Origin of the sequence: Nostoc sp. CMAA1605, from assembly GCF_021596505.1 — a bacterium.
Classification (GTDB): Bacteria; Cyanobacteriota; Cyanobacteriia; order Cyanobacteriales; family Nostocaceae; genus Trichormus.
In genome coordinates, this window is the sequence record NZ_PJIZ01000009.1 from 43,608 (window position 1) to 62,809 (window position 19,202).

General features: G+C 41.7%; 16 protein-coding genes and 1 tRNA gene. 11 read left to right on the forward strand and 6 right to left on the reverse strand.

All coding sequences use genetic code 11. The features are described 5' to 3' along the window. Positions 1-8 precede the first annotated feature (8 nt). From ribH to psb35, 5 genes are all read left to right on the forward strand, one after another. Positions 9-587 (forward strand): 6,7-dimethyl-8-ribityllumazine synthase, encoded by a 579-nt coding sequence (ribH, locus tag CV014_RS05310; RefSeq protein ID WP_236141072.1) that lies wholly within the window; start codon positions 9-11, stop codon positions 585-587. 159 nt (positions 588-746) lie between these two features. Further along, a tRNA-Gly gene (locus tag CV014_RS05315) sits at positions 747-818 on the forward strand. Between the two features lie 383 nt (positions 819-1,201). Beyond that, positions 1,202-1,609 carry a hypothetical protein gene (locus CV014_RS05320; protein ID WP_236141073.1) on the forward strand — a complete coding sequence of 136 codons (408 nt, stop codon included), beginning with the start codon at positions 1,202-1,204 and terminating at the stop codon, positions 1,607-1,609. Positions 1,610-1,613: 4 nt separating this feature from the next. Continuing rightward, complete coding sequence (locus tag CV014_RS05325) at positions 1,614-2,879, forward strand: glutamate-5-semialdehyde dehydrogenase (protein ID WP_236141074.1); 1,266 nt, start codon at positions 1,614-1,616, stop codon at positions 2,877-2,879. Positions 2,880-3,035: 156 nt separating this feature from the next. Continuing rightward, a complete protein-coding gene (gene psb35, locus CV014_RS05330) occupies positions 3,036-3,263 on the forward strand; it encodes a photosystem II assembly protein Psb35 (RefSeq protein WP_236141075.1) in 228 nt (75 codons plus the stop codon). Between the two features lie 275 nt (positions 3,264-3,538). On the opposite strand, the gene CV014_RS05335 is transcribed toward psb35, so the two are convergent. Both CV014_RS05335 and CV014_RS05340 read right to left on the reverse strand, forming a co-directional pair. Beyond that, complete coding sequence (locus CV014_RS05335) at positions 3,539-3,961, reverse strand: tellurite resistance TerB family protein (protein WP_236141076.1); 423 nt, start codon at positions 3,959-3,961, stop codon at positions 3,539-3,541. Positions 3,962-4,018: 57 nt separating this feature from the next. Beyond that, positions 4,019-5,368 (reverse strand): 16S rRNA (cytosine(967)-C(5))-methyltransferase, encoded by a 1,350-nt coding sequence (locus CV014_RS05340; RefSeq protein ID WP_236141077.1) that lies wholly within the window; start codon positions 5,366-5,368, stop codon positions 4,019-4,021. Positions 5,369-5,451: 83 nt separating this feature from the next. Here CV014_RS05340 and CV014_RS05345 point away from each other — a divergent pair, with 83 nt between their 5' ends. Further along, complete coding sequence (locus CV014_RS05345) at positions 5,452-6,147, forward strand: tetratricopeptide repeat protein (protein ID WP_236141078.1); 696 nt, start codon at positions 5,452-5,454, stop codon at positions 6,145-6,147. Positions 6,148-6,350: 203 nt separating this feature from the next. Here CV014_RS05345 and CV014_RS05350 read toward each other — a convergent pair whose 3' ends face one another. Together CV014_RS05350 and CV014_RS05355 are read right to left on the reverse strand one after the other, a co-directional pair. Beyond that, positions 6,351-7,802 carry a glycoside hydrolase 100 family protein gene (locus CV014_RS05350; protein ID WP_236141079.1) on the reverse strand — a complete coding sequence of 484 codons (1,452 nt, stop codon included), beginning with the start codon at positions 7,800-7,802 and terminating at the stop codon, positions 6,351-6,353. Between the two features lie 896 nt (positions 7,803-8,698). Beyond that, positions 8,699-9,919: an RNA-guided endonuclease InsQ/TnpB family protein gene (locus CV014_RS05355; RefSeq protein WP_236141080.1), complete on the reverse strand. Its 1,221-nt coding sequence runs from the start codon at positions 9,917-9,919 to the stop codon at positions 8,699-8,701. Between the two features lie 208 nt (positions 9,920-10,127). Between CV014_RS05355 and CV014_RS05360 the strand changes: the two genes are divergently transcribed. Next, complete coding sequence (locus CV014_RS05360; protein ID WP_236141081.1) at positions 10,128-11,327, forward strand: Coenzyme F420 hydrogenase/dehydrogenase, beta subunit C-terminal domain; 1,200 nt, start codon at positions 10,128-10,130, stop codon at positions 11,325-11,327. 31 nt (positions 11,328-11,358) lie between these two features. Here the strand turns inward: CV014_RS05360 and CV014_RS05365 are convergent, their stop codons facing one another. Together CV014_RS05365 and CV014_RS05370 are read right to left on the reverse strand one after the other, a co-directional pair. Beyond that, positions 11,359-11,736, reverse strand: coding sequence for a GxxExxY protein (locus CV014_RS05365; RefSeq protein ID WP_236141082.1), 378 nt, complete (start codon positions 11,734-11,736; stop codon positions 11,359-11,361). A 111-nt stretch (positions 11,737-11,847) separates the two neighbouring features. Continuing rightward, positions 11,848-13,077: a methionine gamma-lyase family protein gene (locus CV014_RS05370; RefSeq protein ID WP_236141083.1), complete on the reverse strand. Its 1,230-nt coding sequence runs from the start codon at positions 13,075-13,077 to the stop codon at positions 11,848-11,850. An 85-nt stretch (positions 13,078-13,162) separates the two neighbouring features. On the opposite strand from CV014_RS05370, the gene CV014_RS05375 reads away from it, so the two are divergent. The 4 genes from CV014_RS05375 (at position 13,163) to CV014_RS05390 (ending at position 19,134) form a co-directional block, all read left to right on the forward strand. Then, a complete protein-coding gene (locus CV014_RS05375; RefSeq protein ID WP_236141084.1) occupies positions 13,163-13,981 on the forward strand; it encodes an acyl-CoA desaturase in 819 nt (272 codons plus the stop codon). Positions 13,982-14,189: 208 nt separating this feature from the next. Next, positions 14,190-15,242 (forward strand): fatty acid desaturase, encoded by a 1,053-nt coding sequence (locus CV014_RS05380; protein ID WP_236141085.1) that lies wholly within the window; start codon positions 14,190-14,192, stop codon positions 15,240-15,242. Positions 15,243-15,443: 201 nt separating this feature from the next. After that, positions 15,444-16,511: a fatty acid desaturase gene (locus CV014_RS05385; RefSeq protein WP_236141086.1), complete on the forward strand. Its 1,068-nt coding sequence runs from the start codon at positions 15,444-15,446 to the stop codon at positions 16,509-16,511. Positions 16,512-17,007: 496 nt separating this feature from the next. After that, on the forward strand, positions 17,008-19,134 hold the full coding sequence (locus CV014_RS05390) for a TonB-dependent receptor plug domain-containing protein (protein ID WP_236141087.1): 2,127 nt from the start codon (positions 17,008-17,010) through the stop codon (positions 19,132-19,134). Positions 19,135-19,202: the final 68 nt, after the last annotated feature.

Sequence of the window (19,202 nt, forward strand, 5' to 3'; positions counted from 1 at the left end):
AGGCAGTCATGGCAGTTTTTGAGGGAACTTTCGCTCAAACAGAACCTTTGCGTTTAGCATTGGTGATTGCTCGATTCAATGACCTTGTAACCACAAAACTGCTAGCAGGATGTCAAGATTGTTTAAAACGCCACGGTGTTGATCCTGACCCAGAAGGCGATCAAGTAGATTATATTTGGGTTCCTGGTAGTTTTGAAGTACCACTGGTAGCGCGTCAGTTAGCTCTTTCGCACCGCTATGACGCAGTAATTTGTCTAGGTGCAGTCATTCGCGGTCAAACCCCCCATTTTGACTATGTATCTTCAGAAGTAGCCAAGGGAATTGCTGCTGCTAGCTTTCAAACAGGAGTACCAGTGATTTTTGGCATTTTGACAGTAGATACCATGCAGCAAGCCCTAGAAAGGGCGGGGATTAAGAGTAATCATGGTTGGGACTATGCAATGAACGCGCTGGAAATGGCCAGCCTCATGCGGCAGTTACGCTCTAACTTAAAAGATGCTTACGCTCACAATCCCCAATCCTTACCAGCCTCTATTTCTGGTCACACCATCGGCAACCTCACCGCCGAATCTGAAGGCGTGGGGTGAAGGAGGCAGGGGGCAGGGGAAGCAGGGGAAGCAGGGGAAGCATGGGAAGAAAAATACAATGCCCAATGCCCAATGCCCAATCCCTAGTCCCCAATCCCCATTTTCACAAAACTAGTTGACAAATCAAAATAAACCTGTCATATTAATAAAGTAAGGTTTGCGGGTATAGCTCAGTGGTAGAGCGTCACCTTGCCAAGGTGAATGTCGCGCGTTCGAATCGCGTTACCCGCTTTTAAAATATGCGATACAAAGCAGAGTGGTTGCTCAGGCTTAAGATTAAGTGTAACACTTTTTCAGCGATGTAATTTGCTTTAATCCTGAACCCATAGAACTTACTATCTTGATAAAACTGCCTAAAAAATCAGAAGAAGCTACCGACGATACAGCCGAAAGCTGAATAAATAATTTATTCTTAAGTGCAGGTTTAGTTAATGGGTTGTCTTGAGAGTGTTCGCCACGTAAGCTTAAAAAAGTACCAGATATATTAAAACTATCAATGCAATGTTTAAGAATACAGATAAAGAAATTCCTGATTTGATAGCTAGGATACTGATAAATACTGGATTGTTCATTTTGAACTTTGAATTTTGAATTTTGAATTGCTGATAACGCTTGTGCAATCCCAAAAACCAGAAAAAATAGACTTTAATACCGAATATCCCTGTCCCTGTCGCCGCAAGGGACGGTTAGTCCCGATTACTCTGACAGAAGCATTTGGATGCGATCGCTGTCAACAAATCTTTGTTGTGGAAGAGAATGGCCATGTACTAGAACAGCTTTCCACCACCTACCCCTACAAACGTGCTTGGCTGTGGACAGGGGGAAGTTGGCGAGTTGTTCACCCCAAATTAGGAGAAAGCTATTTACCCATAGCACTAGGGATTATTTTCGTGCTAGTGATTATATGGCTACCATTAGCACTCAAATTCGCCAATGGTTCTGGCCTGATTAAATGGGCTATGGTGGCAGTATTGTTGGCAATTTTGCCAGCACTCATGGTCTGGCTTACCTACCGACGATAATTCAATGACCGTTGCAGCTGTGGACGAATTCCCCGAACCCATTAACATTGCCAAACGCGCTTATCAAGCTTCCCTGAAGTTAAGCACTACCAAGGGAACAGACCGCAGTCGGGCTGTTTTGGCAATGGCACAAGCACTGGAAAACGCATTTGACGACATTCTAGAAGCTAACACCTTGGATTTAGAAGCTAGTCGGGAAATGGCAGTGCCAGAAGTGATTTTAGATTGGCTGAAACTAACTCCTACCAGATTAGAAACCACAGTAGAAATTCTGCAAAGGTTAGGAGAACTTTCAGACCCTTTGCGGCGGGTAAGAAACGCCGACTATCAACCGGAAGACTCGCAAAGTTACTCCCAATTAATGCCTTTGGGCGTTATAGGATTTATTTATGAAGCCTTCCCTGATATTGGTGCGATCGCCGCAGGTTTATGTATTAAAACAGGTAATAGTATTATTCTCAAAGGCGGCACAGAAGCTAGTCACTCCAACGCCGCCATTACAGAAGTGTTACAACACGCCATTGCGGAAGTTGGCTTACCATCAGGTTGTATAGAACTGATTACCGCAGAACACGGTGCTTCCGTCCGCGATTTAGTCACCCAAGACCAATATGTCAATCTAGCCATTCCCTACGGACGTTCTAGCTTGGTACAGCAGGTGATGCGACAAGCTACTTGTCCAGTGTTAAAGTCAGCAATGGGTAACTGTTACCTTTATTGGTCACTGAATGGCAGTTTAGAAATGGTACGCTGGATGATTATTGATAGCCACGAAAGCGAACCAGACCCCGTCAATGCCATAGAAAAGGTGCTAATTCATCGTCAAGCTATGCCTTCATCTTTGGCTGTATTGTGGAATAGTTTAAAAGAAAAAGGCTTTGAACTCAAAGGCGACGCAGAATTAGTAGAAGCCTTTCCCCAGTTACAACTAGCAAAAGACGGTGAATGGGGATGTGCCTATTTAACTAAGACGGTAGCATTTAAATTAGTCGATAGTCTAGAGGGAGCGATCGCTTGGATTAATCAATACAGTAGCGGTCATGCTGACTCGATAGCCACGGAATCCTATCAAGAAAGCCGTCAGTTTGCTTTAGGTGTGAACAGTGCTTCTACTTACATTAATACATCCCCCCGCTTTTCTCGTAACCCGTCACGGGGAGACACGGTATTTTTAGGGATGTCCAATCAAAAAGGCCATCGCCGGGGATTTATTAGTTTAGAAACCCTGACTACCGTCAAGCATATCATTCAAGGTAATGGACGGTTTTAGAAAATACACCACCTCCGGCGATATATCTCAGACTTGAGGCTGATTGCTGCTCTCTCCTATGCCGTATCAGATATTTCCCACTGATAGTAGATGTAAATGATACTCTATTTCTATACTGTATTAAGAAGTGTTGCGTAAACCAGGAGTCTATAACTTATGCAATTATTGTTGCAAGTACCAGATGCTGTAGCTACAGGTGGAAATCATTTTCCCTTAGCGTTTACTTTAGTGTACGTAGTAGGTTTTATTGCAGCTGTGACCATTGGTTCTATTGCTTGGTACAACTCTAAACGTCCTGTGGGTTGGGAAAGCAAAGAACGCCCAGATTTTGTCCCCAAAGTTGAAAAAGAAGAAACTCCGGGTCTGGGTGAACCGAAGTCATAATTAGTCATTAGTCATTAGTCATTAGTGAGCTAGGGCGGTTTTGAGGGTTTCCCTCATGAGCAACTAGCGAACCCGAAGGGTCATTAGTCATTAGTCCATAAAACCTAGACTAAAGACTTTTGACAGTACCAATTTTAGATTTGGGATTAGTCTTGCGGTACAAGCCCTAAACTCTAATGAGTGGAACAAATATCACATATTTTATTTGCATCCACTTTTGGGTGTAGTCAATCTGAAATTGTTTTCTCTAAAACCTTGGCATAGTTTGACTATAGTTAATTTTGAACTTCAACCCAACGACGATAAAGTTGTTGAATTTGTTTGAGTAGTGTTGTGTGTTCTAAGTGATGGGATTCAGGGTTTTGGCTTAACTCCTGTAATTTGGTCAAGAGTCTGGCTTCTTCGATCGCTACTTCGCCATCACTGTAAATTAAACCACTAATTGCCTCAATCAAATTTTCGCAGTCTTCAGCAGTTGGGCGATCGCCTAAATATTCTTTCACCCATGTGTAACATTCATTCGGTTGCACAGGAACTAATTCATACAGCCAAGGCTTAATCTCTGGATCTGTGGCTAAACCTTTTGCTTGCGCGATTTCACGTAAATATTGCCGTTCTTCTGGTTGAATTCTGCCATCAATCCATGCAGCTCCAATCAGAATCTTAACTAAATTCTTAACGTTGGCATCTGTTATCATTGCTGCCTCCTCTGAGAGATTCAGGCTTCCATCAAATGGTACAATCCTTGATCGTATTCACCCCGAATCGTTGGTTTTTCTTAAGCGCACCATGAAAAACCCGTCCATATCCTGACGATGAGGCCAGACTTTTAACCAACCAGGGGATGTAGTGTCAATCAAGTAAGGTAAATCACTGTTTAAAGCCTCAATTCGCCATTCAGGATGTTCTCCCAGAAACTCTGCAATGACACCTTCATTTTCGGCGGGATGTAACGTGCAAGTTGCGTAAACTAGCACACCACCGACTTTGACAAATTTCGATGTTTGTGATATGAGTTCTTTTTGCAGTGTCGCCAGTTCTGCTACAGATGCGGGTGTTTGTCGCCAACGCGCATCTGCATGACGGTGTAAAGTCCCTAAACCGGAGCAAGGCGCATCTAACAAAACGCGGTCAGCTATATTGTGAAACTGGGGTAAATTCCGACTGTCACCAGTGCAAATCTCAATTGATTTTAGACCCAAGCGTTGGGCATTTTCCTTGAGTTTACGCAAACGGGAAGCAGTGCGATCGCCTGCCCAAATTTTGCCTTTGTCTCCCATTAACTCAGCAATGTGAGTTGTTTTACCCCCAGGCGCAGCACAAGCATCAATAATCGTCTCCCCTGGTTGGGGGTCAAGGATATGGCTGACTAATTGCGCGCTAGCGTCTTGAACCACCCACCAGCCTTGCTCAAAGCCTGGGAGATTTTGAATTGCTCCCGTGTTGCCGATTAACCTTAAAGCTTGGGGTAAATTGGGTATGCGTCTGGCTAAAATCCCGGCCGAGTTTAACGCTGTTTCCACTTCTGCGATCGTAGTCCGTAGCGGATTAATTCTGAAATCGATGGTGGGTGTTTGGTTCATCCATTCACAGAGTCTTTCCGTCTCCTCCACACCCAACTGTTCTAACCAAACTTCGATGATCCAGTCAGGAAAACTGTGCAAAATTCCTAATCTTTCTCTGGGATTTTCTGGTAATTTCAATGGTTCTGACTGGTTTTCGGCTAAACGTACATACTGACGTAATAAACCGTTAACAAACCCTGCTAGTCCCGCAAAACCATTTTCCTTTGCTAGTTGAACTGTAGTATTGACAGCCGCCGATACAGGAATGCGTTCTTGATAACGCAGTTGATAAAAGCCTAAATGTAAAATGCTGCGGAGTTCGCTAGGCTGTTGATGAGATTTTTTAGTAGCTAGTTGGTCAATGATTGCGTCTAGGGTACGTTGTCTTCTGACACTGCCATAAACTAATTCTGTGACTAAGCGACGGTCAAGATCAGATAAATGAGATTTTCGTAACACTCTATCTAGCGCAACATCAGTATAAGCCCCCTTATGGACATCTTTGAGCGCAATGAAGGCGATTTGACGGGAATTGGTCATGGAAAACCGGTAATTATTTAAATAGCAAGGGTATTTAGACTAGAAAAAACCGCAATAATGTCATAAAAATAGAGCTAAATTCTATGATTTATCTTGAGCAGGGTTTAATTGCCTATAAAAAGGGAGACTACCACACAGCTAAAAAGATTTTTACCAGATTGGCTACCCTCAATCGCAATGCTGACGCTCCTGATCCAACCGCAGCCGCTAACTATGATCACACTGCGGACACAGCCGGACATCCCCAAGCCGCCTATGATTTAGCAGCCCTTGGTCGTGGCGTTGAGCAAAATTATACAACATCTTTGTCTTGGTATCGTCGGGCGGCGGAGGCAGGGGTTTTAGAAGCAATGTTTGTGATGGGGACAATGTACGCCAATGGTGAAGGTGTCAAACAAGATTTTGAGACAGCCCAAAAGTGGTGGCTAAAAGCCGCCGCCCAAAATCATGCGATCGCCTCCTTCTACATCGGTCATTTGTATAACAATGGCGATGGAAGGGAACGCAACCCAGCCACCGCCGCCTACTGGTATCTGAAAGCTTGGAATGCAGGTCATGATCAAGCAGAAATCTACTTAAATAATTTATTACCCACCTTGGAAGAATTAGGGCGCGGGGGTGCGGCTGAAGCTCAAGCTTTGTTAGGAGCAATCTACTATACCATGTATGGTAACTACCCACAGGCGATAAATTGGCTACAACTCGCCACCGCCCAAGAACACCCAGAAGCTACGCGCTTGCTGGGATATTGTTACGAACAGGGAGAAGGGGTTGAGTAAGATGCCGCACAGGCTGTAGATTTGTATCACCGTGCGGCGCAACTGGGTGATCAATTTGCTCAATTGTTCTTCTGTGGAGGTAAGGGAACAGCAGCAGCCAAAATCCACTTATCTGAACTATTGTATTAGGTCAAATGCATATTTGATTAAAAACCCCACTTTCTTCAAAAAAGCGGGGTTTTTAATTTGTATGAGAAATCTAATTAGATAGATATAGAAGTATCTACGCTGTTAATTTCAAATTCACAGGCTCTAGAGACTAATTCTGACGGTAATTGATCAAATCTCACCAAGGATAAATAAGATTGGTCTTTCATCAATTCTTTAGCAAGTAAAAAACCTGCGATCGTCCAGGTTTGATATTTTCTCGATTGCTTACCAATCAATCTGCCTTTCTTGCCATCATAATATTCTGGCCATTCATCTTCTAATAGTCTAGCTTGGGCAATTTCAATTGCTTTACTTGCTAGATAAGGTTTATTAGTTTTAATTGCTGCTGCTGTTAACATCCACATCAAAACAGGCCAGCTACCTGCATTATGATATGACCAAGGTATATTTTTCGGGTCGCATCCTGTGACGATTCTATACTCTTCATCTTCTAAAGCTGGGTAACAGATTTTCATGGGCATATCTCCCACTAAATCTTCCCATCTTTCTTCAATCAAACTCATAATTGATTGGGCTTGTTCTTCTGTAGCGAGGTCAGAAATGACCGCCATCAAATTACCTAGTGCGAAAAATCTTGTATCTAACTGGGATGGCCCCACATTTCCAGCTAAATAACCACCTTTTTTGGGTAGCCATTTATCTAATTCATAATAGGGAATAGAGTCTACATAGATGTTAAAAAGATTGACGGCTGTTTTACCGTATTCCTCACTTTTAAAGCGATAAATAGCATTGAGGCGATTGATATCTATCCAATAATGTTGGCGAATATGGGCGCATAAAAGTGGAAGACGGTTATCAATGGCTTCGACAACATCTTGATTACCTTGACAGATTAACATCTCCCGCGCCGCACGCAAAGCCGCATAAAATAGAACTTGCAATTCCAGAGGATGACCATAAATCCCCAAACGGCGGTCAATCATACAAGCACCATCTGGAACTAACAGCGTGGGATACATATCAAAGCGATTCGCCAGACAGATTTCCATAATTAGCCTAATACCTGTTTGGAATTCAGGCTGATAGGCTAAAGAAAAATCTTTGGTGGCGACTACATAGGAGTGCAATAAAATAATCCACCATAAACAGGAGTCTACAGGTGTGACTCTAGCGATCGCGTGTTCACCAAAATCAGCTTCTAAATACTCTTCGCCGTTATCTGATACTACTTTAAAACTGGCTGGGATTAAACCCCTACCAGGCTTATACGCGTCTAATTGTCTTTCTTTGGGTTGTAACTTTAAAGTTTCTTCTAAAAAGTTGCGAACAATCTCTGTCCTACCCTTGATGAGAAAAAGTAAAGCTGACGAAACAAAATCTCGCACAAAACATTGGTCGTAATTCAATGCTTCTACAGAAACATCATAAGCGGCGACTGTACCGACGGGACGACCTTTATAATATATGATGGATTTCTCTATTGCTTCCCACGCCGAGGCTTCTATACTTTCTTCTGTTAGTAATTCATTTACCTTTTGCATCGCCAGACTAACTCCATTGAGGGTGTAAATTGATGGTAGATGCGCTTACTTTTGTGAGGGTTTTTACTTGGGTTCAGCATAACAGAGAGCAGGTTTTGCTATTGCAAAAATCTCCCAAAATAAGCAGCTTAAGCTGAATATCTCAAGCTGTTCATAGTGTGTGTGTATAATGTTTGATGGTGAATTAATTCACTACTAATCAATTATCCTTGTGGTAGTCTACAACTAGCTGTGATTCCATACACAAGTAATCATCATGATTAATAGATACAGTCATGACAGATATATTTTTAGCTTAACCAATGCTCTTGTGTGTGTGTAGAGCTTTCCTTTACCAAACAAAAACATATCTCTCAAACTGTATAAGGGTTGTATGAAGTGAAGTCTTTGTGACTTCGGGTAATCTTTACTCAGTTAGGATCTATTTTTCAAGATTATTTTTCCCCTACAAATTAATAACTTATAACTTTTTGTGAAAATTGGCAATAAGATTAATTACAATTTGGCAGATGTCAATACCTATAAGGGATTATATATTTTACCCAATAGGAATATAAACTAGTGTGATTACTGGAGTGCAGCCACTAGCTTGTCATAGACAATCAAGCTAGTATGGGGTTAACACGATAGAAGGAATGTAGGCGATCGCCTCTGCAACATCAACATTTTTCAGAGATGATCTCTTAGCACACACCAAGCAACAACTTTAACTTGATTTATAAGATATTCCTTAATCTCATCATTAGACAAAACAATAGATTCAGTTAATTACTTCATATAGAGCGTTTCTGTAGCATTGCTTTTTCCATCTCCATCGCCAAGTTCACAACGTCTAAAGGTATGGTATTGACCTCCTCTCCCGCTACATTGCTTGCAATTAGCGGGAGATTCCAACATTACTGTTGAATCTTCCTCTTTCCACGAGATGATTTACTCACAGAAGTTACCTTCTTTGAGCAGGGAGCAAACTCTCCAGAAGCGTGAATTCCCGACAGTCCATCGGTATTTTTAATCAGTTCTAATCCTTTATTGAGGATATTAATTGCAGCGTTTTTGTCGCGACAATCAGTATAGAGACAATGTGGACACTGATGGGTTCTTGTACTCAAAGTTTTGTGTACCGGATGCCCACAATTACTACAATTAATGGTCGTATTGTGGGGAGGCACAGCTATGACAATTCGCCCATACACTTTGCCAAAATATTCCAACCAATGTGTAAAAATTGACCAACTTGCATCGGAAATACTTTTTGCAAGGTGGTGATTTTTCATCATATTCCTTACCTGCAAGTTCTCATATGCCACGATGTCTGCCGACTTCACTACGCATTGAGCTAATTTCACTGCCCAATCCTTGCGCTGGCGAGTAACTTTCAGATGTTTGATTCCCAGTCGATTTCGTGCTTTGACACGATTTTTCGACCCTTTGGCACAACGAGATAGCTTTCGTTGTGCTTTTTTTAATGCTTTTTCGGATTTTCTCAGATACCGAGGATTTTCTACCTTATTACCATCAGAATCGGTGTAAAAACTGGATAAGCCTAAATCAATACCCAAAAATTTACCTGTGGGTTCTAATTCTTCTTTCCTGTCGTGGTCAACGCAGAATTGAATATATATTCCATCGACACGACGAACTATTCTGACCCGTTTTATCTGACTTATTTGATAGTAATTAAGGTCACGGGTTCCCATTAACTTCATTGTTCCGACACCAAATTTATCTGTGAATGTAATGAATTGACGACACTCTGAAAGAGTCCAGCCTGATTGCTTATACTCAACAGATAATCTAGTTTGAAATCTCCGAAATTTTGGAAATCCTTTCTTGCCCGGAATCTTTTTCTGGCAATTGTCAAAAAATCTTGCAATTGCTGCCCATGCTCGTTCTGCCATTGCCTGTCTTGCCGTTGAGTTTAGCTTTGACACCCAAGGAAAGGCAGGATTATCTGATAGAACTTTTGTGTATTTGTTTAAGTCGTAACCGTTCTTTGCATGACCATCTAACCAATGGCGCAAGCAAGAATTACGCACAAAAAGAGCAGTTCTTAAGAGTTCATTTATCTTAAGTAACTGCTCTTTTGTTGCCTCTGCTTTGGCTTCGTAGACTATCATGTATTGACGGAATTACTATCAATTAGATTACCATATTTACGATTAAAAACTCAACTACCACTCACACTTATCTCGCTATGCTCGATTCCGTTTTAGGGGTGTCTCGTTTTTAATCGACATTCATCTCCCGCTACACTGCCTTGCAGTTAGGGGGAGTCTTCTGGCTTATGCTAGATAAAAGCGAAGCCTTGATAAGACAAACATATATATGACCTTGGTTGATTCTCAGAAGCACAAAAAAGCTAAAGCCCTCAAACCTGGTAGCCGTCGTCCTGCTAAAGAACTATGCAGCGAGTGCGGACTGTGCGATACATATTACATTCACTATGTCAAGGAAGCCTGTGCTTTTATCACCCAACAGATAGATACCTTAGAAGCACAAGCACACACCCGTTCTCGCCATCTCGATAACCCCGATGAACTATACTTTGGCGTACATCAAGAGATGATGGCGGCGCGAAAACAACAACCCATCGAAGGCGCACAATGGACAGGGATTGTTAGCAGCATAGCCATAGAAATGCTCAACCGTGGACTAGTCGAAGGTGTTGTCTGTGTCCAAAACAGTAAAGAAGACCGCTTCCAACCCGTACCTGTAATTGCCCGTACCCCAGAAGAAATACTAGCAGCGAGGGTAAATAAACCTACCCTTTCCCCCAACCTTTCCATATTGGAACAGGTAGAACAATCGGGGATGAAGCGATTATTGGTAATTGGTGTGGGTTGCCAAATCCAAGCACTCAGGGCGGTAGAAAAAAAACTAGGTTTAGAGAAACTCTATGTTTTAGGTACACCGTGCGTAGATAACGTTACCCGTGCCGGACTGCAAAAATTCTTAGAAACCACCAGCCGATCGCCACAGACAGTAGTACATTACGAATTCATGCAAGACTTCCGCATTCACTTCAAGCATGAAGACGGCTCAATTGAGAAAGTCCCCTTCTTTGGCTTAAAAACTAACCAACTTAAAGATATCTTTGCGCCTTCCTGCATGAGTTGTTTTGATTACGTCAACTCTTTAGCGGATTTAGTCGTCGGTTATATGGGCGCGCCCTTTGGCTGGCAATGGATTCTTGTACGCAATGATACAGGGAAAGAAATGCTGGAGTTAGTCAAAGACCAGTTAGACACTCAGCCTGTGATGTCTGAAGGGAATCGGAAAGAGGCTGTACAGCAGGGGATAACTGCTTATGACAAAGCTGTAACTTTGCCGATGTGGGTAGCAAAACTGATGGGGGTGGTGATTGATAAAATTGGCCCTAAAGGTTTGGAGTATGCGCGGTTCTCGATGGATTCGCACTTCACACGAAATTATTTGTATGTGAAGCGGAATCATCCTGAGAAGTTGGAAGATCATGTGCCGGAGTTTGCCAAGCGGATCATTGGGCAGTATAGGTTGCCGGAGTGATCACGCAGAGACGCAGAGGCGCGGAGAGTTTTTAGAGGTTATTGACTACGCGGGAGATGCCGTCTTTGATGAGTGTGACGTTGAAGTTGATGAGTAATCCGACTCGTTTATCAGCAAGGCGGAGGTAGGTTAGTAGTTGCTTTTTATGTACTGGATGAATAGTTTCCACTGATTTGAGTTCGATAATTACTTGATTTTCGACGACTAAATCAGCACGGAAACCTTCATCCAAACGTATACCTTCATAAAACACAGGAATCACTACCTGTCTATCAACCTTTAACTTCCGCCTCCGTAACTCAAAATCCATCACCGATTCATAAACCGACTCCAACAAACCAGGCCCCAACTTTGTGAGAACCTTGTAAGCAGCATCCACCACCACACCCGAAATCTCATTCTCAACCATAAAACCTCTTGCACCTCACTCTCTGCGCGCCAGTTGCTTCAAGTCGGCAGAGCCGCCCAACGCACTGGCTTGCCTCTGCGCCTCTGCGTGAGACAATCTTAACTCATGTACTCAAGCACCCCCCACCGCGTCAATCGCCGCCTCAAGTGCGATCGCCACATGAGTCCAGTGAGTCCCACCCTGGCAATACACCACATAAGGTTCACGCAAAGGCCCATCCGCCGAAAACTCCAACGTACTCCCCTCAATAAACGTTCCCCCAGCCATCACCACCTGACTCTCATACCCCGGCATGGCATCGGGTACAGGGTCAAGGTAAGAACCAACGGGAGAATGCTGTTGGATCGCCTTGCAAAAAGCAATTAATTTTTTCGCTGAACCCAATTTAATTGCCTGAATCACATCCCCACGGGGCGCAAGGGGGGCAGGATTCACTGGATATCCCAACTTGTCAAATACATAACCAGTCAGATACGTCCCTTTCATCGCCTCCCCTACCATCTGCGGCGATAAAAATAACCCTTGGAACAGTAGCCGATTTTGGTCGAAGGTCGCACCGCCATAACTGCCAATCCCTGGTGCAGTTAGGCGACAGGCGGCGGCTTCTACTAAATCGGCACGCCCAGCAACATAACCCCCAGCCGTGACGATAGTACCACCAGGATTTTTAATTAATGACCCCGCCATTAAATCAGCCCCGACATGGGTGGGTTCTTGGATGTCGATAAATTCCCCATAACAGTTATCGACAAAACAAACGGTGTGAGGATTTTGTTGCTTAACTAGATGTACAATCTTTTCTATATCGTTAATTAATAAACTTGGTCGCCAAGAATAGCCACAGGAACGCTGAATTAACACTAAACGCGTGTTATCAGTAACGCTAGTGCTTAAAGCTTCCCAATCTACAGTTCCTTGTTGTGTTAGCTCCAGTTGGCGATATTTTATGCCAAACTCAATAAGAGAGCCTTGACCTTGGCCACGTAAACCAATGACTTCTTCAAGCGTATCGTAGGGAGAACCGACCACTGCTAGCATTTCATCCCCAGGACGGAGGACACCAAATAAAGCGCAAGCGATCGCATGAGTTCCCGAAACAAACTGCACTCGCACAGCTGCCGCCTCAGCCCCCATTACCTCCGCAAAAACTTTATCTAAAGTTTCTCTACCTAAATCATCGTGACCGTAACCACTCACACCTGCAAAATGGTGCGCCCCTACACGCTGATTCCGAAAGGCCTCTAGCACTCTTTTCAAATTATGCTTGACCTGAGCGTCAATACCAGAAAAAATCTCTAACAGTGCGTGTTCTGCTTGCCGCAGCTGTTCTAAGCTGTTCATTGCTTCCTCGTTAACAAAAAATTTATAGATTGCGGATTTTGGGTTCGCGCAGATTAGGCTGAACAATTTCAATACAGGTTATTGCATGACAATTGCTACTTCAACTAAACCTCAAATCAATTGGGTAAATACCCTATTTTTCCTTGGGCTACACATCGGCGCGTTGTTTGCCTTTGTCCCTGGTAACACTAACTGGGCGGCTGTTGGTGTAGCTTTCTTGCTGTACTGGATTACTGGTGGTTTGGGTATTACTTTAGGCTTTCATCGCCTTGTTACTCACCGCAGTTTCCAGACTCCCAAGTGGTTGGAATACATCCTGGTGTTGTTTGGAACTCTTGCCTGTCAAGGAGGGCCTATCGAGTGGGTGGGGACACATCGTATTCATCACTTACATTCCGATACTGACCCAGATCCCCATGATTCCAACAAAGGTTTCTGGTGGAGTCATATTGGTTGGCTGATTTATCACTGTCCTGCCCACGTTGATGTTCCTCGTTTTACCAAAGATATTGCCGAAGACCCAGTTTATCAGTTTTTACAGAAATATTTTATTCTTATTCAGGTGGCTCTGGGCTTATTGCTGTTGTATCTGGGCGGCTGGTCTTTCGTGGTTTGGGGGATTTTTGTTCGCATTGTTTGGGTTTACCACTGCACTTGGTTGGTGAACAGTGCTACTCACAAATTTGGTTATCGCACTCATGATTCTGGCGATAACTCTACTAATTGTTGGTGGGTAGCCGTGTTAGTCTTCGGTGAAGGTTGGCACAATAATCACCATGCTTTCCAATATTCAGCTCGTCATGGTTTGGAATGGTGGGAAATTGACTTAACTTGGATGACAATTCAATTGTTGCAAGTGTTTGGTTTAGCTACCAATATCAAACTTGCAGACAAAAAACAATAGTCATTGATTATTAGTCATTAGTTTTTATCTATAAACTAATGACTAGTAATTTTGGGAATTGCTTCAGAAATAGTTAACAAAATGCAATTCCAGCTGCGATCGCGTAACTGAGATTGCTATAATCCAGAACGACTAGTGTAAAGAAACTTTGCGGCCAGTTACATTTTCAGTAACTTTGTAGAGGGTTCTGTTCGTTTTTCAGGTTTTCATGACTACATCAATCATCAAGACACAAGAAATAGGGAATGACCTTGGTAATTCCGAACTAAGGCTAAGAGACATTATCAAAACCTTACCCAAGGAGTGTTTCCAGTTAAATAGTCGCAAGGCTTGGACACAAGTAATCATCAATGTTTTGATGGTGGGTTTAGGCTACTACTTTTTGACAATTTCTCCCTGGTTTTTATTACCATTCGCTTGGATTTTTACAGGAACAGCTTTAACAGGTTTTTTTGTTATCGGTCATGATTGTGGACACCGTTCATTTGCTAAACGTCGTTGGGTAAATGACCTGGTGGGGCATATATTCATGATGCCTTTAATATATCCTTTTCACAGTTGGCGCATTAAACATAATCATCATCATAAACACACCAACAAATTAGACGAAGATAATGCTTGGCATCCTATAAGACCAGAAGTATTTAGTAGTTGGGATAAAAATAGACAATTTGCTTTTGAGTTTTTTATGCGGAAAAAACTCTGGTGGGTTGGTTCAATTGGACATTGGGCGGTTGTGCATTTTAATCCGCAAAATTTTAAACCTCAAGAGCGCGCAGGTGTTAAACTTTCCGTTGCGGTAGTCGTCATCTTTGCAGCAGTGGTTTTCCCCACTCTGATTGCTACTACTGGTGTTTGGGGCTTTATTAAATTCTGGTTCATCCCTTGGTTGGTTTATCATTTTTGGATGAGTACCTTCACCATTGTTCACCACACCTATGCAGATGTACCTTTTAAGGTCGCCCACAAGTGGAATGAGGCAATGGCACAGTTATTTGGTACCATTCATTGTGATTACCCTCGTTGGGTAGAATTCCTCTGTCATGACATTAATGTCCACGTTCCTCATCATATCTCTACAGCCATTCCCTCATACAATTTGCGGCTAGCTTACAGCAGCATTAAAGAAAATTGGGGTGCTTATTTACATGAGGAATTTAAATTTTCTTGGCCATTAATGAAGCAAATTACTAACCAATGTCAACTTTATGTCACCGATGTTGGTTATCAGACTTTTGATGAACATTACGCAGGAAAATAAATTGCGCTATTTACTGCTGTATATAGTGCGATTATGATGCTATAAGGTAGTCAATATTCTGGCAATTTTCTGATTATATGATTGCTCAATGAATTGCCAGAATTATTTTTTGCGTGTACATTGACATTGCAAACATCAACGAGGTGAATTTTAATTCTTCCTCAAATCTAGTCCGCATTTACATCACCACCGAAAAAAAGAGTGCAATCAACGACTGTTAACTTCGATAATTCCCATATTCAGGAAGCATCTCAGAATCAAAATTCGCTTCCCTTTACTCTCCAAGATTTGAAAGCTGCTATTCCCGCAGAATGCTTTCAACCTAATGTTAGTAAGTCACTGTTTTATTTTTTCCGTGACATCCTGATTATTGGATTACTGTATGCTGTAGCTCATTATCTTGATTCTTGGTTTTTCTGGCCGATTTTTTGGCTAATGCAAGGAACAATGTTTTGGGCTTTATTTGTAGTCGGACATGATTGCGGACATCAATCTTTTTCTAAACACAAATGGCTAAATGATTTAATTGGTCATTTGTCTCACACACCAATCTTAGTTCCCTATCATGGTTGGCGGATTAGTCACAGAACCCATCATAAAAATACTGGCAACATCGATAATGATGAAAGCTGGTATCCTGTGACGGAATCGCAGTATAAGGAGATGCCTTTATTGCAAAAAATAGGCCGATATTATGTATTTTTATTGGCTTATCCGGTGTATTTGTTTAAGCGTTCTCCTAATAAAGAAGGCTCTCACTTTTCCCCTAACAGTCCCCTATTTAAACCTTCGGAAAAATGGGACGTAATTACTAGCACTGTCCTGTGGATTGGTATGGTAGGTTTATTAGGCTTTTTAACCTATCAATGGGGTTGGATGTGGCTGTTAAAATACTATGCTGCACCTTATATTGTGTTTGTGATTTGGTTGGATTTGGTGACATTCCTGCATCATACCGAACCGGATCTTCCTTGGTATCGTGGCGATGATTGGACATTCCTCAAGGGTGCAATCTCTAGTATTGATCGCAATTATGGTTTGGTCAATCATATTCATCACGATATCGGTACTCATGTGGCTCACCACATTTTCTTGAATATCCCTCACTACAATTTAATCAAGGCGACTGAAGCGATTAAACCTGTAATGGGTGAATATTACCACAAGTCTGAAGAACCCATTTGGAAAGCTTTATGGCGTTCTTGCGTTAGCTGTCACTTTGTACCAGATACTGGTGGTAAAGTTTATTACACTTCTTACCGTAAATAGATAGTTTTTTTCAAATTAGAAGTTTGAAACAGTACAAGGTTCGCGTAGATTATATACGCGGACTTTTTTATGTTTGTAGCATCTTTGAGCATTTGAGTTTCATGCTTGCAAAGCAAGTTATGGAAAATTATTGCAAGGTTAGTAGTAAGGACTACCCTTCTCCTTCCCTGCGGGACGCTACGCGAACGCTCCGCGAACAGTCCTTTGGAAGAGACTTGATCAGGACTAAAGTCCTTACTACGAACTGAATTTTAAGGCTTTTATAACTAACTTAATTTGCAGTTGGCTGAATAATATCAAGTTCAATTAAACTTGATTTGTCAGGATATTTATATATGACAAAATGTCGAACTTTTAAAAAATAAATATACACGAATAAATTCATATCTAAAATCAAAAGTCAGACAAAAATACTTGACATCTATTAGACTTTATCGATAGTCTCTTCTTAAGAATAACAAATAAAAATAATCATTTTAATTTTTGGAGTAACTCAATGAAGTATGAGTTATGGGTGCTACCTTTTAGTTTATTGGGTGCATTCTTAAGTTCGCGTGTCTTAGCATCAGAAATTACTGTTAAACAATCAGATATTAACTCAAATTCAAATACAAACATTCTGCAATTAAGTGAAATCAGTACACCTTTAAGAGAAGCTAAATTATTAACTCAGCCATTAGAAATCCAGTCCTTAAATACAAAAGAAATTGCCCAAACAGATATTCCAGTAGAAGATGAGGTTGATGATAATAATAATGTTCCTGAACAGGAATCTGATATTAATTTAGAAGTGGTCGGTGAGCAGAATTCTCTGCCTCAGTCTACACCAACTTACATTATTGAAAAAGAAGAGATTGAAAAACAAGGTGCAACTAGTGTTGCTGATGTTTTAAAAAGAATGCCAGGATTTGCTATCAATGATGTTGGACATGGTGCAGATATTCATACAGGTACATATTATCGGGGACATTCAATCAATCAGTCGGTATTTTTGATTAATGGTAGACCGATTAATAATGATGTCAATACTTATCATGGGGCGACGGATTTAAACAGTATTCCAGTGGAATCGATTGAAAGAATTGAGTTGTCTAGTGGTGCATCTACGGCTTTATATGGTTCTTCGGCTTTTGGTGGCGTGGTGAATATTATCACTAAACAAGGTAGCACGACACCAAAGTTTCATGGTTCAGCCGAATTTGGTTCTTTGAATTTAAATAATCAACAAACCAGTTTTAGTGGTGGGTTTGATAATGTCAGATATAATTTGAGTTTTGAAAGACTGTTTATTGATAACCGCTATAAAGTTCCGCAAGGTGCAGCTAACCGCGATGCTAGCGGTAATTTATTCAATGCAGATACGGCGACTAGCACTTATTTTGGTAGCTTGGCTGTAGATTTAAATCCGCAGAATACTTTGAGTTTAGATATTAAAACGCTGAGTAGTCGGCGGGGGTTAATTTATTTTGGTTTTCCGTTGCAAAGGGATAGACTAGACCATGATGGATTAAATATTGGTTTATCGTGGCGATCGCAATTTGCCCAAGGTTCTAAACTGACTACTACACTGGGTTATAACCAAGACTATTTTAATACCTACGGGCCTACAGCCTTTCAAGGCAACACATTCTACCGCACCGGTACGTTAGACACACAAAACCTCACCGCCAGAGTAGATCATGAATGGCAATTAACAGCTAATAATCGGTTACGCTGGGGTTTAGATTTAAAGAACACTGATTTAGAAGGGATTACTAATAGTACCAGTCCCAACCGTATCGCCTTGAATGAAGTAGAAAACCGCAGTGTTTTAAATACAGCTTTATTTGCAGTCAACACTTGGGATATTACCAATAGTTTTCAAGTTGATTTAGGTTTAAGACAAAGCTTTGATTCCCAATTTGGTAATTATCTCAATCCCAGCGTGGGTATGCGTTATGCGATGTCTCCGAATTTAGCTTTACGTGGTAGCTGGGCGGGGGGACAACGTAACCCAGGATTAGACCAACTTTATTTATATGATACGGTGCATGGTTGGTTATCTAATCCAGACTTAGAACCAGAAACAGGTTCGTCTTGGACTGCGGGTGTAGATGTAAATTTTTCTGAGGATTTAAGCGGACAATTTACCTACTTTGGTAGCAGTTTAGATAATCGTCTGGGAATTATTCAAGGACAGTGGCAAAACATTGGTTTAGTTGACACTAATGGCTTTGAAGCGGCGTTGCGTTGGCGGATGACTAAAAATTGGTCAACGTTTTTTAACTATACTTACACCGATGCCCAAATTAAAACGGGAACAGAGAGGGGTTTACAGTTAGGTTTGATTCCCTATTCTAATTTGCAAGCTGGCATTGGTTATCAAAAGAATGGTTGGCAAGCCAATTTATACGCTAATTATAATAGTGGTTCTCGCCGGTCTTTGTTTAATAATCCAGGTGATAAGAATACGGATTTTTCACCTTCTTACGTCAACTTTGATTTAAGTGGACGCATCCCTTTAACTCAAGGTTTGGGATTGACATTTTATTTAGAAAATTTACTCGGCGAACAATACGAACGGGTGAACCGCATTTATAGCCCTGGGTTTACTTTTCGGGTGGGTTTGAGTTCAGGAATTTAATTTAGGGAGACAAGGTAGGGCTGTTTCATTCGCTGGTGTCGGAGATTTTTCAAGAGGAAATCTCACGC